The 17275-nt window shown below is 35.5% G+C and carries 12 protein-coding genes; 3 read left to right on the top strand and 9 right to left on the bottom strand.

Features of this window, described 5'->3' with window-relative positions; all coding sequences use genetic code 11:
• Nucleotides 1–127: 127 nt before the first annotated feature.
• Genes M0D21_RS21775 through M0D21_RS21765 form a run of 3 tightly spaced genes read right to left on the bottom strand, consistent with a single transcriptional unit; the run spans nt 128 to nt 2462 of the window.
• The gene (locus M0D21_RS21775) at nt 128–985 is read right to left on the bottom strand and encodes a bile acid:sodium symporter family protein (RefSeq protein WP_248333471.1); all 858 of its coding nucleotides are present in this window, start codon (nt 983–985) and stop codon (nt 128–130) included.
• 41 nt (nt 986–1026) lie between these two features.
• Nucleotides 1027–1809, bottom strand: a complete 783-nt coding sequence (locus tag M0D21_RS21770; protein WP_248333469.1) for a class II aldolase/adducin family protein — start codon at nt 1807–1809, stop codon at nt 1027–1029.
• 20 nt (nt 1810–1829) lie between these two features.
• Nucleotides 1830–2462: a TetR/AcrR family transcriptional regulator gene (locus M0D21_RS21765; protein ID WP_248333467.1), complete on the bottom strand. Its 633-nt coding sequence runs from the start codon at nt 2460–2462 to the stop codon at nt 1830–1832.
• A 178-nt stretch (nt 2463–2640) separates the two neighbouring features.
• Here M0D21_RS21765 and M0D21_RS21760 point away from each other — a divergent pair, with 178 nt between their 5' ends.
• Complete coding sequence (locus tag M0D21_RS21760) at nt 2641–3915, top strand: sterol desaturase family protein (RefSeq protein ID WP_248333465.1); 1275 nt, start codon at nt 2641–2643, stop codon at nt 3913–3915.
• Between the two features lie 55 nt (nt 3916–3970).
• Here M0D21_RS21760 and M0D21_RS21755 read toward each other — a convergent pair whose 3' ends face one another.
• The 6 genes from M0D21_RS21755 to M0D21_RS21730 all read right to left on the bottom strand — a co-directional run bounded on the left by M0D21_RS21755 (nt 3971) and on the right by M0D21_RS21730 (nt 15944).
• Nucleotides 3971–5446, bottom strand: a complete 1476-nt coding sequence (locus M0D21_RS21755) for an SGNH/GDSL hydrolase family protein (protein WP_248333463.1) — start codon at nt 5444–5446, stop codon at nt 3971–3973.
• Nucleotides 5447–5475: 29 nt separating this feature from the next.
• Nucleotides 5476–8244, bottom strand: a complete 2769-nt coding sequence (locus M0D21_RS21750) for a TonB-dependent receptor (protein WP_248333461.1) — start codon at nt 8242–8244, stop codon at nt 5476–5478.
• Between the two features lie 216 nt (nt 8245–8460).
• Nucleotides 8461–11226 carry a TonB-dependent receptor gene (locus tag M0D21_RS21745; RefSeq protein ID WP_248333459.1) on the bottom strand — a complete coding sequence of 922 codons (2766 nt, stop codon included), beginning with the start codon at nt 11224–11226 and terminating at the stop codon, nt 8461–8463.
• 357 nt (nt 11227–11583) lie between these two features.
• The gene (glmS, locus tag M0D21_RS21740; protein ID WP_248333457.1) at nt 11584–13431 is read right to left on the bottom strand and encodes a glutamine--fructose-6-phosphate transaminase (isomerizing); all 1848 of its coding nucleotides are present in this window, start codon (nt 13429–13431) and stop codon (nt 11584–11586) included.
• A 12-nt stretch (nt 13432–13443) separates the two neighbouring features.
• Entirely contained in the window at nt 13444–15117 is a 1674-nt protein-coding gene (locus tag M0D21_RS21735; RefSeq protein ID WP_248333455.1) for a DUF4270 domain-containing protein, read from the bottom strand.
• 17 nt (nt 15118–15134) lie between these two features.
• On the bottom strand, nt 15135–15944 hold the full coding sequence (locus M0D21_RS21730) for a glycogen/starch synthase (protein WP_248333453.1): 810 nt from the start codon (nt 15942–15944) through the stop codon (nt 15135–15137).
• A 111-nt stretch (nt 15945–16055) separates the two neighbouring features.
• Between M0D21_RS21730 and panC the strand changes: the two genes are divergently transcribed.
• Both panC and panD read left to right on the top strand, forming a co-directional pair.
• Nucleotides 16056–16904, top strand: coding sequence for a pantoate--beta-alanine ligase (gene panC / locus M0D21_RS21725; RefSeq protein ID WP_248333451.1), 849 nt, complete (start codon nt 16056–16058; stop codon nt 16902–16904).
• A 19-nt stretch (nt 16905–16923) separates the two neighbouring features.
• Nucleotides 16924–17274 (top strand): aspartate 1-decarboxylase, encoded by a 351-nt coding sequence (gene panD / locus M0D21_RS21720; protein WP_248333448.1) that lies wholly within the window; start codon nt 16924–16926, stop codon nt 17272–17274.
• The last annotated feature ends 1 nt before the right edge of the window (nt 17275 follow it).

Genomic DNA, 17275 nt, shown 5'->3' with positions numbered 1-17275 from the left:
CACAAATTACGACCTTTTTTCAGGCTGCAAATATAGTCTTTTAAAATGAAAAAATAATGTCTTTTATTTTGTTTTTTTCGCGCCACTAAATATGCTGTTTTTCAGGGGAAAATAACGAGTTGAAAACCTATCTGGATTTAGCATATCTACCATATAGAATAATTACAAATGCCCCCAAATACATTACCAATGTATATATAGCCCCGGCAATACCAAAAGCAGTATTTTTTAAGGTTACTACAGCAATTGTGATCGCTAATCCTGAATTTTGAATACCTGATTCTACCGCAATACTAATCGCTTGAGGTTTTCTTAATTTTAAACCTGAAGCAGTAAGATAACCCAACATCATACTAATCCCTGTCAGTAAAATCGTGGGTAATCCCGCTTGTTGAAAATACGGTATGATGTTATGTTTTTCTTTAATAAAAAGCCCAGTAATGATTAACACTAATAATATTACAGATGCTATACGAACTGGCTTCCCCATCTTAAGAGCAAAGTTTGTGGCTCTGGCTCTTATTAACATACCCAGAAAAACCGGCACTATCACAATCATGAGTAATTGGCCGATCATCTGTATGATATTTAAGGAAATTTCTTCTCCTTCACCAGAAAATTTCAGCAATGCAAAACTTACTATGAATGGAATGGTTATTATCGTAATAATACTAGAAATAGCCGTTAAGGTAACCGACAATGCAGTATCTCCCTTGGCCAAAAGAGCAACGACATTTGATGTTGCTCCTCCCGGGCACGCCGCCAAAATCATAATTCCAATCGCTATTTCGGGAGCTAAATTTAGTGTGGTAACTAATACATAACCAATAATAGGCAAAAATATCAATTGGTTTATAAGCCCAAGTAATACTGCTTTAGGATTCTTGGCTACTCGCTGAAAATCGGCCCGTGTTAAGGAAAGTCCCATACCAAACATTATAATCATTAATGAAATGGCCACAATTAAAGTTCCGGTACTGTTCATATAAGATATTGTTAGACAATATAATGATACTCAAATTTTTTCTAAAAGTCTAGTGTAGCCATCATATCTTGCCACATAGGTTGAAATTGAAAATATCCCGCCAATGGGAATCCAAGCTCTGCTCTAGTTTTCATAGCAGTTTCATGATCAATTTCAATAAGTTTTTGTCCAGTTTGCATTGCTAACAATTGTGCTTGACAACTTCTTTCCATAGTAATATACCACCAGGCCGCTTCATCTATAGAATGACCAACAGTGAGTAATCCATGATTTTGCAAAATTGCAGCCTTACCATCACCCAACGCTTTGGCGATGCGTTTACCTTCTTCTAATTCGTTTACAATACCAGAATAATCATCGAACAAAGCATGATCTTTATAAAAGGCACATGCATCTTGGGTAATAGGAGCCAATTCCTGGCCCAACACTGAAAATGATTTACCATATACCGAATGGGCATGTGCTGCAGCTACTACATCGGGTCGGGCAGCATGTATCTGAGAATGTATAGCAAAAGCTGCTCTATTTACCGGGAGCTTTCCTTCTACAACATCTCCCGCATGGTTTACCAATAATAAATCAGAAGGTTTTATTTGATTAAATGAAAGCCCAAAAGGATTTACCCAAAAATGATCCTGATGCTTTGGGTCTCTAACAGTTATATGCCCTGCGACACCCTCGGAAAAACCAAATTTCCCAAATATCCTAAATGCAACCGACAGCTTCTTTTTTAAATAACTTCTTTCATCTTCAACATTCTCAAACTTGGGAGGTAATGGAATATTTGAAGGTAACATTTCTAATGGTGGATTTTGTACTGCCATAACTTATTCTATTCTAAATATTAATTTGTTTTGCTTAGGGAAGACTTGGTTATTTCTACATACTCTTGATACCCTTTATCTGTTAGATAGGGCAGTAAAATACCCCAAAGTGATGTTAAGGGTGAGTCTTCTGTTCTATTACTAGTATTCTTTTGATCGATTATTGTTACTCCAGCACTCCAAAAGGTACTGGTCATCCATAAAGCTTTTATCATAACCTTATAATCAACTCTATTCCCTTCTGGAACCAATCTATCGGAAGCTATAAAATAAGACACCAAACTTCGGGCATCTTCAAACCGTTTTAAAGTAGCTTTTTTATACCCCTCAAGAATCACAGGATATTCTTCAATTAAGTACAGAATATCAAGAAAAAAGAACCTATACTTACTTTGAATCAAATAAAATTTCTTAAACATTTCTTCAAAATGAAAAAGAGTGATATACTGATTTTCAGGCATTATTTCTATAGCATTATCTAATACCTCTTCTTGAATTGCAGCAAGCAAATTTTCCTTTTTTTTAAAATAATAGGTAAAATTTCCAGGGCTAATCCCCATCGTTTGGGATATATCTTTAATACTAACATTAAAGAAACCTTTCTTATTAAAGAGAGTTACCGATTGTTCTATAATTTCCTGTTTTCTATCCAAATCAAAAGGGTGATTAGTATATTCATACTAATTATTGTTATTATTTAGTATAAACATACTAAATTAATTTACGAAAATCAAATATCATCAATATTTATTAGGTTACATTGACAAAATCCTCAATAAAAAGTTTAAATTTTTGACTATTTTGTAATTCTGAAATTTTATTTTTTATTAGATGGAAACATATGCTACAGCTTTAAGCTACGCAATACCTGGATTCGTAGTTCTGATACTCATTGAATATCTTATAAGTAGATGGAAAAAAGTACCCGTTAATGAGGCTATGGATACGATATCGAGTTTAAGTTCTGGAATCACAGATACCTTAAGAAGCTTAACTGGTTTGGCTATTATTATCATTAGCTACGAATGGATGGTAAATCATATTGCCTTAATAGAAATAAAATCTACTGTTTGGTTGTATATTTTGACATTTATCGGTTTGGATTTTGCCGGATATTGGTCTCATAGATTTAACCACACAATTAACTTATTCTGGAATCGACATATCATACACCATAGCAGTGAAGAATTTAATTTAGCCTGCGCTTTACGACAAAGCATTTCTGCCATTGTTTCAATATACTTTTTCCTATATATACCCATGGCACTTTTAGGAATTCCGGCTGGTGTTGTGGCTTTGGTAGCTCCAATTCATTTGTTTGCTCAATTCTGGTATCATACCCGACTGATTAATAAAATGGGAGTCCTTGAACATATTATTGTCACTCCTTCTCACCATAGAGTGCATCACGCTATTAATGATGAGTATTTAGACAAAAACTACTCCCAAATATTTATTTTTTGGGATAAATGGTTTGGAACTTTTCAGGAGGAATTACCACAAAAACCGCCTGTGTACGGAGTAAAAAAACCTGTAAACACCTGGAATCCTTTTTTTATAAATTTTATGCATGCTTGGGGTATCTTGAAAGATGCCTGGAGAACCAAAAATTGGTGGGACAAAATACGTATATGGTATATGCCAACCGGATGGAGGCCTGATGATGTTAAAGAAAAATACCCCATTAAAATTATTACTGACCCTTACAACCGAGAAAAATATAGAACCGAAAGCTCACTTTTCCTGAAGTTGTGGTCCTGGACCCAATTAATAGTAACATTATCTTTGCTTTATTATATGCTAGTGAGTTTTGGTGATCTTGAATTTATTCAAATTATTAATTACTCAATTTTTATAGCTATCACCATCTTCGCATACACTTCATTAATGGATAGACATCATATCACATTGTATGCTGAGCTCATAAAACTAGGATTAGGAATATTTCTCATCTTAAAATATGATGGGTGGTTCGGAATTGACAGTATTTTCAATGGTGGTTCATATCTTATAATAGCTTATATGATTATTTCTTTAGGACTTTCTTTCTATTTTCAGTTAATAGAAAGAAAATCTACTCAAACCTCTAGGCAAAAAACAGCATAAAAAAATGCCGTCTGAAATACATCCAGACGACACTTTTTTTATTACTCTAAATAATCTACTGAAGTTCAGCAGAATAAAATGTTGGATAATCTGCCGCTTTAACCAGTGGAAGATTTGACCCGTATGTTGTATTAATAGCTTGTGCTGCAGAGTTTGCTAAGAAAGAATATCCCCTTGCTGTCGGATGAACACCGTCTAATGAAAATAATCCTCCGAACACTAAGTTACCTTGTATTAAAAATTCGTCATATTGAATTCCTCCATTTGACACTTGATCTAATAGCGCATTAGCATCTACAAATGCCAAACCTGCTTGCTGCACCGCTGCGGTAATTACTCCATTAAATGTTTCTGTAGCAGTTGCAATTTCTTGTTGTTCTTCGGGAGTCAACACCCATTTATCTGCTAAAGGTACAGCTACTCCATTTACCGTGAGAGGATTTCCTGGCACAGCTTCTGTTCCTATAAAACTGCTTGCAGGCAACACCAAAAGATCTTCTGCCGTCGCTTGCCTCATGTTTACTAAAGCAGAATTGATCATCGTCAAATCTGTCAAACTCTCATCTAATATAACCACAGCATTATCTTCTGCCTCAGCAAAAGTAATTGTTCTACGTGCAATCTCGGCATCTGCATCGGCTTGAGAAATAGCTCCATTAGCAACTAAAAAAGCAAATGCCTGTACGATTCCTGCATTATAAGCAGCATATGCACTATTAACTGCACCTGCAGTAGCTGCATCTAATGGAACCGGATTATGTGGCACCGTAGTAAAGTGTGCAATAGCTGTTACATCAGGAATATTAAAAACCACTCCTTTGGCTCCTCCAGAGGTTAAAGTTGTTACCAATGTATTGTACACCTGAGTAAATAAAGTAGTATCTGTAATAGGATTGGTACCATCGCCACCACTAAGAGCATATCCTAAAACGTCATTATTTCCAATCCATAATGAGAAAAATGTTGGGCTTTGTGCCATTGCATCTGCCAAAACAGTAGTTGTAGGGCTAGATGCCATTCTCACAAAATATGGATTAGCAGTGGCTGGCATAGCCATTAAACCGGCTACATCACCATAACCAGGAGCTACCAAATGAAAACTTTTCGCTCCAGGAACTCCCATATTATTGAACGAACCTGATAAACCAGCAGTAATTTCAGTTGTTGGTGTAGCCGCTAAAGGTGCAGGACCAGAACCGTTAAAAAATAATCTTGGACCAAGTATAGGTGTTCCTCCAAGTAACGCTCCTCCTATATTATCACTCATTAAAGGTTGCGTAAACTCTCCACCACCTGCCAAAGCGAATTGTTGCGCTAGAATATTAGGCATCGAATTTTCTTGGCCCGCTATAAATAGCGCATTATCGGTAAATCCAGCCGTTAGGGAGTTTCCTAATGCTACAAACTTTGAGAAATCTGCATCTCCAGAGGTAATTACCACCTCTTCTTCTACCGGAGTATCGTCATCTGATTCACAGGCGATAAATCCAAAAATCAATAGAAGTATTAACCATTTATATTGAGTATTCATAAATATCTTTTTTAGATTATCATTATTCATTACAGACTGTTTATTGTTAAACTAATATAATACTGGGATCCTATTAGTCCAGTTCCGAAAGCAGTAAAATATTCATCTCCACCGATGTTGGTAGCACCTGCCTTTAATACAGTTTTTAATGAAGGAATTTTATAATTAATTTGTGCATCAATTACCGAGAACGAAGGAACTTCCCCATTTCCAAAGGCAGCTTCCCAGAAATAATCATCACTCCAACGATAACTAGCGTTAAATCCAAAGTTCTTAAATAAATTCGCATGTCCAAATGTAGCTTTTACCTTATGCTTTGGTGTATTGAATTCGGTTCTGAAATCAGGATCTTGATCTCTATCTAAATCCTGCTCTGCAAACGTATAATTAACACCTAAATCAAAATCTCCAGGGAGCTTAGTATTCACACCAGCTGTAACCCCAAGAGATCGTATATCTACATTAGAATTCGTATAGGCCTGGTATACTTCAAAATCATCATTTTGTAATGCCAACAGCGACAATGCTCCATCACCAACTTCTCCATAGAATGGTATAATAACATTTTGTGTCGAAATAAAATCCTTGTATTGGTTGTAATATGCGCTTATATCTATAATAAATTTCTCTACTTTTCCTCTATATCCAACTTCAAACGCTGTTACTTTTTCAGGCTTTACCGGACTTGCAGTAGACCTAACAGGAGCTCCCGCTAGTACTGAAGAAGCAGAGAACGAATTTTCATATGCTGACCTACCTACAATATCTACACTGTCTGATCCTAAAATACCCTGTCCTTCTCCACTAATATCAGTTCCAGAAAAAGTACGCACATCTCTATCCAGATTATCTTCTGCAGAACCTACAAGGATTGCTCTACCTACATCTAAACCTATATAAAGATCTTGTGTGGTTGGATTTCTAAAACCGGTTTGCACCGAAGCACGTATATTATGATTTCTTTCTTCTCCCAAAGTATATCCTATTGATAGTCTTGGAGAGAAATTTCCGTCAAACAATTCTGACTTATCATAACGAACAGAGGCAGTTACCTTAGCTCTTTCATCTGCAAATTTCTTTTGAATTTGAGTATATACTCCAAATTCTGAATAACGAATGGGCCCATCAAAATCTGTAAAAATAGTACCCGATGAATTTAGTTTGTATTCTCTAAAAGACCCCCCCACTTGAATATCGGCAAAGTCTTGGGTAATATGACTAAAATTATAATTAACATCGGCATGTCTCAGTTGTGTGTTATCTTGAAATCTTGACCCTGTAGACAAATCTGGATCTTGAATCACTCGATTAAACGTTTGTTGAAATTCTGGTGTTCCTGGTATTAACCTACCAGTATCTGCAGTTTGTCTTGCAATTGCATGCGCCTGTTCTGGTAACACTCCTGCTAAAGATGCTTGTGCAAACGCTCCGGCATATTCTCCAAACCAGGTTGAATCATCTTTCCAAGCTCTATTTATATTAATACCCGTAAATCGCGTATCATAAGAGTCTCCAGCATCCTCGTCTGTTATATATCCTCTTATGAAAAAATTATTATTTTTGATTTCTAACTTATGTTGTTGTAAGAAAAAATTACGAATAGAATATCTGTTAGCTCCTTGGTAAATAGTGGTACCTCTACCTACTTTTCCTACATAAATCAACTCTAGATCATTGGCAAAAGGCCTATAATGTAATGCTGCATCAAATTTTACACTTTCGGCAGGATAATCATTGAGATCACTCTCTAGATATCCTGTTCTACTTACATTCTCATTTGGCAATAAATTCTCTGCACCGGCTGGTAATACTCCCAAATTAACTAAAGCTTCACCAACTCCTCTAATATTTGTACTTACTTCATCTCCATAAACGTTCAATCCATCATAGTTTGGATCTGTTCTGTCTGTATCTGGATCAAGAACATTAACCTCACTCACTGCAAACCAGTCTGTACCTCTTAGATATGAAAAATTGGCTTTCGCGGCAAACTTATCAGAAAATGCATGTGCAATTCTTATTCCATAATCATAGTATTCGTTGTCGCCAGCTGCTTCTTGCGAAGTAATCCCTCCTTTGAAGTAAGCGCTAATTCCCTGATGATCGAAGGGACTTTTACTGGTCATAAATAAAATACCATTAAAAGCATTTGCACCATACAAAGCAGAAGAAGCACCTGGAAGAAGTTCGACACTATTAACATCAATTTCGTTCATACCAATTAAGTTTCCTAAAACAAAATTTAAGGCCGGAGCTGTATTATCCATACCATCTACCAATTGTACAAAACGAGTGTTGGCAAATGAAGCAAAACCTCTGGTATTAATCGATTTAAAAGTTAAACTATTGGTGTTGATATCTACACCTTTTAGCGCCTCTAAACCATCATAGAAGTCGGGAGCAGGTGTGTTTTTGATTTCCTTGATCCCAAAACGTTCGACACTTACAGGTGATTCGAATATACGTTCTGGAGTTCTGGAAGCAGAAATTACTACTTCGTCTAACTCTGTTCCTTCTTTAAGTGTAATGGTTACTTCTGCATTTTGTGATGTAATGACCGTTGAACTTGTTTCGAAACCAACACTACTAACTTCTATAGTAAATGGAGGCGATTGATCTACTGTTAAAGAAAAGAGACCATCGAAATCGGTAACTGTACCGACTGGTGCTCCTTTTACAGCAATATTTGCCCCCGGAATTGGTTGATCGTTGTCATCTACTACTTTTCCTTTAATTGTAGTTTGCGCAGTAGCGACGACACTCATTATTAGCATTACCACTAATGTAGTTGTTCTCATACCCCTGAATTTTAAAGTTATGACAACAATATACGTTTTTTTATGAATTTTTTAATAAAGTTGTTAAACCTTTATTGTATAAATACTACACAAAGTAATACGTAACAGTATTCGCAATTCAATTATTTCTGCATTATAGCTTAAACTAGCCAAAAAAAAAGACCCGTCTGAAAATTCAGACGGGTCTTAAAATTTTATGTTTTTTAACAATCTTTATTATAGATTGTTGATTGATAATCCAATATAATACTGAGAACCAATAAATCCAGATCCAACCGCTGTGAAGTACTCATCTCCACCAATATTGTTGGCTCCTATTTTTAAGTTGGTTTTTATTGCAGGGATTGTGTAATTAATTTGAGCATTAATTACTGTATAAGAAGGTATCTCACCAACTCCAAAATCAGACTCCCAGAAGAAATCATCACTCCAGATTACATTAGCATTGAATCCAAAATTCTTAAATACCTCATCGTTACCTACAGAAGCTTTAACCTTGTGCTTAGGCGTGTTAAAGTTACTTCTAAAATCTGGCTCCTCTTCCTGATCAAAATCTTGTTCTGCAAATGTATAACTCGCATTAAAATCGAATCCATTCAGCTTATATGTAAATCCTGCGATTGCTCCGTAAGAATTAATATCTACGTCAGAGTTAGTAGAAGCAGTAAATGTTCTTCTTGTACCAGCACTAGCTAGTGATTGTACAGCTAATAACTGCTCTGCAGCTGAACCGTTTACTACACCTTGTCCAGGCACTACAACAGTTTCGTTAGCAATAAAATCCTGATACTGGTTATAGTATACACTACCATCAAAAATGAAGTTACCAAACTGTGCTCTATATCCAACCTCATAAGCAGTTACTTTTTCAGGCTTTACGATATCAATATCAGCTACTTCTAAATCTGCAGGGTTTCCTGATGCTGCAAATCGTTGTACCGAACTAGCAGAATACGAATTCTCATATGCGTCTCTAGCTGTGTAAACGTTATTAAAATCGTCTACTACTCTATATCTGTCTAAGTTTTCTTCTGCTGAACCAACTAAAAGCGTTCTTCCTATATCAAGACCAATAAATAAATCCTGAGTAGTTGGGTTTCTGAAACCTGTTTGTACAGATGCACGTAGGTTACGTGTTTTATTTTCTCCGAACGTATAACTGATAGAGAATCTAGGTGAGAAATTACCATCAAACAACTGAGACTTGTCATAACGAACAGATCCAGTTAATTTTAATCTTTCGTCCAATAATTTTCTCTGAAGCTGCGTATATAGACCATATTCAGAATATTTGATAGGCCCATCTACATCGGTAAAAACCGTTCCTTCAGAATTTAATTTGTACTCTCTAAAAGATCCACCAATTTGAATATCGGCAAAATTACTTGTTAAGTGGCTAAAGTTATAATTTCCATCAGCATGTCTAAAAGAAGATTTCTCCAAGAACTTAGAACCTGTTGCAAGATCTGGATTACTAGTCACCTGATCAAACGCTTGTTGAAATTCTGGAGTACCAGGGATAAGACGTCCTGTATCTGCAACTTGTCGTGCTGCAGCGTGAGCTGCTGCTTGGGCAGCAGGATCGTTAGGGTTTCCACCAATTGTCGCTAGATATGTTCCAATATATTCTGTAAACCACTGCGAGTCAGATTTCCAAGCATTATTAATATTTAATCCTGTAAATCGAATATCGTAAGAATCTCCAGCATCTTCAGCAGTAATATATCCTCTTAAAAAGAAGTTATCATTTTTAATCTCAAGTTTATGCTGTTGTAAAAAGAAGTTACGTAATAGCGTTCTGTTGGCGTCCTGAGTAACTGTTGTACCTCTACCTAATTTACCAGCATAAATGATTTCAAAATCATCAGCAAACGGTCTGTAGTGTAAAGCAGCGTCAAATTTTATACTCTCTACATCATTAGCATTAAGATCTGCTTCATCATAACCTGTTCTACTTACCACTGTTTCTGGCAGTAATGGCAATAACGCTGGATCAAAACCAGGGTTTTGAGAAGCAAGTCCTCTTAACGAACCTTTAGCTTCATCACCATATACGTTTAATCCATCATATCCAACATTGTTCTCTCTTGTTGCTCCCGGATTATCTAAATCTCTTTTGTCTGCTGCTAACCAGTCTGTACCGTTAAGGATAGAAAAACTTGCTTTTGCTGCTAATTTATCTGAAAAAGCGTGCGCCATTCTAATACCAACGTCATAAAATTCATTATCACCTGCTGCTTCCTGAGATGTAATACCTCCTTTTGCATAAGCACTAATTCCTTGATGATCGAACGGATTTTTACTATTCATGAATAATATTCCATTAAAAGCATTCGCACCATAAAGTGCAGAAGATGCTCCTGGAAGTAATTCGACACTTTGTACATCAAGCTCACTTAAACCAACCAAGTTACCAAGTACAAAATTAAGTGCTGGAGCAGTATTGTCCATACCATCGATTAACTGTACAAAACGAGTGTTGGTGAATGTAGCAAAACCTCTGGTGTTAATAGATTTTAATGCTAAACTATTAGTATTAATATCAACTCCTTTTATATTTTCAAGGTCTCCATAGAAATCTGCCGAAGTTGCATTTTTAATTTCCTTGATACCATATCTTTCGATAGTTACCGGAGATTCGAATAAACGTTCTGGTGCACGAGAAGCCGAGATTACCAACTCATCTAAGAAAGTAATGTCTTCTAATACAATTGTAACTTCTCCAGTTTGCGAAGTCACCACTACGGTAGTAGGATCAAAACCAATACTTGATGCTTCTAGCGTAAAAGGATAATCTTTATCCGTTGTCAAGGTAAAGTTTCCATCAAAGTCTGTGATCGTAGAAACATCAGTACCTTTAACAGTAACACTTACTCCTGGTATAGGTTGATCGAATCCATCAATAACCCTACCATTTACCACATTTTGTGCCATTCCAATAATGCTTGAAAAAAGCATTAAAACTAGCGTAATTGTTCTCATAAGTAGATTTGTAGTTTATATATAATTAAGTTGATTCTTCTTATGCACGCATAAGAAATCTTTAATATTTGGGATGCAAAACTACACTTTTTTCGCAAAAAACAAAGAAAAAGTGCGTTTTATCGTGAAAAAATGTTGTTTAACGACCCTGAAAATCAATAATTTGTTAAAAAAACGTGTTTTTGGGGTAAAGTTGAACGTAATGCAATGACGAAATGTAGATATACATAAAACTACTAAAAATAATTAAGACAGGTATAACCATAACAATAGATATTCAATACCTTGAACCATTGAATGTTATAAAAAAAGCCAGCTCAAATAAGCTGGCTTTTGCGATTATTAAATAAATATGCCTTATTCTACTGTTACAGATTTAGCTAAATTTCTTGGTTGATCTACATCTTTACCAAGCATTACCGCAATATGGTATGATAACAACTGCAATGGAATTGTAGTAAGTAATGGAGTTAAAAACTCTATTGTTTCAGGTATCTCAATAACATGATCTGCCAATTCTTTAACAGTCACATCACCTTCGGTAACTATACCAATGATTTTACCTTTTCTAGATTTGATTTCCTGAATATTACTAACCACCTTTTCATAATGTCCTTTCTTGGTTGCAATAACTACAACTGGCATTTGCTCATCAATAAGTGCAATAGGACCATGTTTCATTTCTGCAGCAGGATATCCTTCTGCATGGATATAAGAAATCTCTTTAAGTTTTAATGCTCCTTCCAACGCAACAGGGAAATTATATCCTCTACCCAAATACAAGAAGTTTTTAGCATCCTTATATGTATCGGCAATATGCTGAATATGATCATTAGACTCTAGCGCTTTTTTAACTTTCTCCGGAATTCTTTCTAATTCCTGTAAATAATAGAAGAAGTCGCTATTTGATATAGTTCCTTTTCGCTCTGCAAGCTTTAATGCTATTAAAGAAAGAATAGTAATTTGTGTAGTAAACGCTTTTGTTGATGCTACCCCAATTTCAGGACCTGCATGTGTATATGCTCCGGCATGTGTTTCTCTTGAAATTGAAGACCCTACTACATTACATACACCAAAAACAAATGCTCCTTTTTCCTTTGCCAATTTGATCGCAGCCATAGTATCGGCAGTTTCTCCACTTTGAGAGATTGCAATTACCACATCATCCTGATGTATTACAGGGTTACGATATCTAAACTCTGAAGCATATTCAACCTCAACCGGAATTCGAACTAATTCTTCAAAAATATATTCGGCAACCAAACCAGCATGCCATGATGTTCCACAGGCAATAATTAAAATACGTTTTGCATTTAAAAGTTTAGCCAGATTATCATCGATCCCCGCCATTTTAATAATCCCATCTGACACAAGCATTCTACCTCTATAGGTATCACTTATCGCACTTGGTTGCTCATATATTTCCTTAAGCATAAAATGGTCATAACCTCCTTTTTCGATTTGCTCAAGATTAATTTGTAGTTCTTGCAAATAGGGATCTACTAAACTATCGTCATGTATTTTACGAATCTTCACCCCTTTGTTTCTTCTTACAATGGCCATTTCTCCATCTTCAAGATAGATTGCATTGTTTGTGTACTCTATAAAAGGAGAGGCATCTGAAGCGATAAAAAACTCATCTTCACCAACACCGATTGCCAAAGGGCTCCCTAATCGTGCTACAACAATTTCGTCTGGTTTTTGCTTATCAAAAACCGCAATTGCGTATGCTCCTACAGTTTGGTTCAAAGCCATTTGCACAGCCTTACCAAGTTTTACATTCTCTTTGGTCTTTACATCCTCAATTAGATTAACCAATACCTCTGTATCAGTTTCTGAATTAAAGGAATACCCTCGATTTAACAATTCTTTTCTTAGAGATTCATAGTTTTCTATAATTCCATTATGAATAATCACTAAATTTCCAGAATTAGAGTAATGAGGATGAGAATTTACGTCATTTGGCACCCCATGAGTAGCCCATCTGGTATGACCAATTCCTATGCTTCCGTTTGTTGAAATTTCTTTTTCTACTCGTTCCTCAAGATCTACTACCTTACCTTTGGTCTTCGACAATTTAATTTCGTTACCATCGTAAAGGGCAATTCCTGCCGAGTCGTACCCCCTGTACTCGAGTCTTTTTAATCCTTTTAGAACGATTGGATAAGCCTCCCTATGACCTATATAACCTACGATTCCACACATGATTTAAGTTTTTTAGTTGTTTTTTGATTCGGTATAAAAAATATCTAGTTTTAAACGTTTTGATTCGGGAACAGCTTCGGTATTACCGTAAAGAACTGTTCCTTCATGGGAAACTATTGATGAAAGGGGGGATATTCTTTCTCCTAAGACAATATCACTGTTGGGATCAGTGTCATCTGTTCGTACAAATGCAAAACCATCTGCGTTTGTAATAATATTTACATTTTGAGATACCGCTAATCCTAACTTAGCATTCTCGATATCACCGTTTAGAACATTTATTATATGTTGAGTGATTCCTATCTCATAAAATTCTCCTTGATCGTCTGAGTCTCTGGAGATTCTTCCCAGGTGGTCTATAACAGAAAATAAAGGACTATCTAAATTAGCACTTGCGTCTGCACGATAATCTATAAGTACTTCACCTGTATCGAGATTAAATATATATACTCTTTCTGGTTCGGTTTCACCAGAAGTTACCATATCCTGATTGATATAAAATTTTAAAGTAGCATCATTGACCAACCAATTTTGTCGCTGTAAAAAAGCTAACTCATTTTCTTCTTCGCCATTTTCGTTCGTCACAGTACCTCCAAACAAATCGATTATTGCATAAGAACCATCTCCTCCTTTAAGGTATAAGTTTTCTTCTCCCGCAATTCTATCTTGATTGGCAGTCATTACCTCATTGGCTATCGTTGCGTTTAAGTCGGTCTCGATACCATTAATAACATTATTACCAAAAGTTAACCTTAATGTTGACTGGTCTTCAATAATATCAGTTGTACTTCCATCCCCATTAGAATCTGAAGTATCTTCTCGGTCAAATGTATAAAACAATGTAATATCTGCTCTAGACATATCGAACCTAAACATACTACCATTGCCATTTACCGGCTCTACCATGAAATAAATTCCTCTAAAATAATTTCTAAAGTTATTGGCATTACTTAGTTCTGGAGCTCCTTCTTTATCTAAAATTTGAGTAGTAAAGAAGTCATTATCAAGTTTTATTCTAAATGCAGGAGCAATTCTAGTAATATCTGGCTCTGTTCCTTCATCATTACCGTCTGGACCTTCTAATTCTATTTCCAGAGGGGAAGGAATAAACGCATCATTAGTATATAAAGGAACTTCTCTTAATTGAGTTTCAAAATTAGCATCAATAGTTGCTATATCATCTGAAAAATATTGTTGTCTATCACTTGACTCAGGATCGAAATCTCTTAAAAAGTAGTTTGATTTATAAATCGATAATCTGAATGGTTGATTACCATATAAAGAATCTAGCTCATAAGTGGTAATGGTTTCTCCAGCATCATTAGTCTCTGTTGCTGTAATCGAACTAAAATATGGTATGTTTAATACTACACTGTCCATTCTTGCATTATCACCAAAAGTAGGATCATCTCTTTCTAATTGTACTTGCGACAAAACGCTATATACAGATTGCCCATAAACGGGATCGTTATAAACCCCAAGCAAGTTAGACGACAAACCTAATGTTTGTACTCTCTCAAATTTTTGAGTATATGCTACTGGAATAGCTGCATACTCAAGATCTTCAAAATTAACATCTCCTATAATTTCGCTACCAACCGAATTGAAATCATCATCACAGGATAAAAAAGTAAAAATTATAGCTACTATAGCCATAATTTTAATCAATACGTTTTTCAAATTCATAAATAATTCATTTGTACTTACACCAGCACCTCTGTTTGATAGAAGGCTTCGTAAGCATCTGCAAATTCATCTGGGTTTTTATATTCTAAAACTGGTTGGTCTACATTCTTTAAATGCTCAGATAATTCATCAGAAATACTTTCAGATCCCACGATAATAGCATCAGAGTTATCTATTGCTACTTTCATCAAATTGTCGTAGGTCGGTGATGCTAGAACACTAATTTTTTCTTCGGCTATTCCATCAAACTTCACCTTTTCCATCATAGCATTGTCTAAAGTACCATCATATCCATGATTGTATACAGAAGTAACTATTTTACTATGGCCAAAAAGCGGCTCATTTGCATAATAATGTTTCAAATACAGTGGTAAAAGAGAAGCCAACCATCCATGAACATGAATAACATCTGGTGACCAGTTCAATTTTTTTACTGTTTCAATTACACCTTTTGCAAAGAAGATTGCTCTTTCATCATTGTCTGGAAATAAATTTCCGTCCTCGTCTGTCAATGTAGCCTTTCTTTTAAAATAGTCTTCATTATCGATGAAATACACCTGCATGCGCTCTTTTGGAATAGAAGCAACTTTAATGATTAGCGGCATATCTAAATCATTAATTACCAAATTCATTCCCGAAAGACGAATTACTTCATGCAATTGATGCCTTCTTTCATTGATATTGCCATATCTGGGCATAAAAATTCTAATTTGACCTCCTTTGTTGTTGACCATTCTTGGTGCCTCAAAAGACATTGATGAGATTTCGGTCTCTGGCAGGTAAGGTATTACTTCTGATGATACGTACAATATCCTCTTATCTTTCATATAATCGATACTTTTATCGTCCTCCTTTTGGAATTAATTTTGCAAAATTACGAAAATTTATGCAGTCTGCCAGTAATATCTTATTTTTGCACGCCTTTAAGTTTCAGCACAATGCAGGTACACGAAAAAAGACTAGACATAAAACACAATGTTGCAACCTTAAAAAAACAAGGAAAAACCATTGGGTTTGTCCCTACAATGGGAGCTTTACACCAAGGTCATCTTGCTTTGGTTGAAAGAGCAATTCAAGAAAATGATGTAGCTGTGGTGAGTATTTTTGTTAATCCTACGCAATTCAATAACAGTGAAGATTTGGTAAATTACCCTCGAACTTTAGAGGCCGATGTTGAGCTTTTATCAAAATTATCTGAAGATATTATCGTATTTGCACCCAGTCCTGTTGAAGTTTATGGAGATCACATGAATTCGATTTCTTATGACTTTGGCGGAATAGAAAATGAAATGGAAGGAAAATACCGTCCAGGCCATTTTGATGGTGTAGGCACTGTTTTAAAACATTTCTTTACTATAGTATCTCCAACCAGGGCATATTTTGGAGAAAAAGACTTTCAACAACTTCAAATTGTAAAGAAACTTGTTGAAATTGAAAAAATGACAGTTGAAATTATAGGCTGTCCTATCTTTAGGGAAGCAAGCGGATTAGCATTAAGTTCTAGAAACAAAAGGCTAAACAAAGATCAGCTACAAGCTTCTCCCCTGATATACAAAGTGTTAAAACGAGTACACAAAGACTTTGGCATAAAAAATGTTATAGAATTAAACGAGTGGGTTTCTCAACAATTTGAAAATAACAAAGAACTCGAGCTAGAATATTTTGAGATTGCAAAGGTTTCTGATCTAAGATCTATCACTCAAAAACAGAACGACACTAAATACCGAGCATTTATCGCCGTATTTGCTGGTAAAATTAGACTAATAGATAACATTGCCCTAAACTAAAAATAACTAACTTTGTAACATGCTTGTACACGTAGTAAAATCAAAAATTCATCGGGTTAAAGTTACCGGTGCAGACTTAAACTATATTGGAAGTATTACCATTGATCAAGATCTTATGGATGCTGCTAATATTATTGAAGGAGAAAAAGTGCAGATCGTTAACAATAATAATGGAGAACGCCTAGAAACTTATGCCATTCCGGGACCAAGAAACAGCGGTGAAATTACCCTTAATGGAGCAGCAGCCAGAAAGGTAGCAAAAGGTGACGTGCTTATTCTTATCACTTATGCAATGATGGATATTGAAGATGCCAAAAACTTTAAACCAAAACTTCTTTTCCCAAATGAGGAAAACAATTTGCTAAAGTAAC

The organism is Aquimarina acroporae (assembly GCF_023195925.1).
GTDB lineage: Bacteria > Bacteroidota > Bacteroidia > Flavobacteriales > Flavobacteriaceae > Aquimarina > Aquimarina acroporae.
The sequence above is the reverse complement of the archived record's forward strand: the minus strand, read 5'-3'. Positions and strand labels throughout refer to the sequence as shown.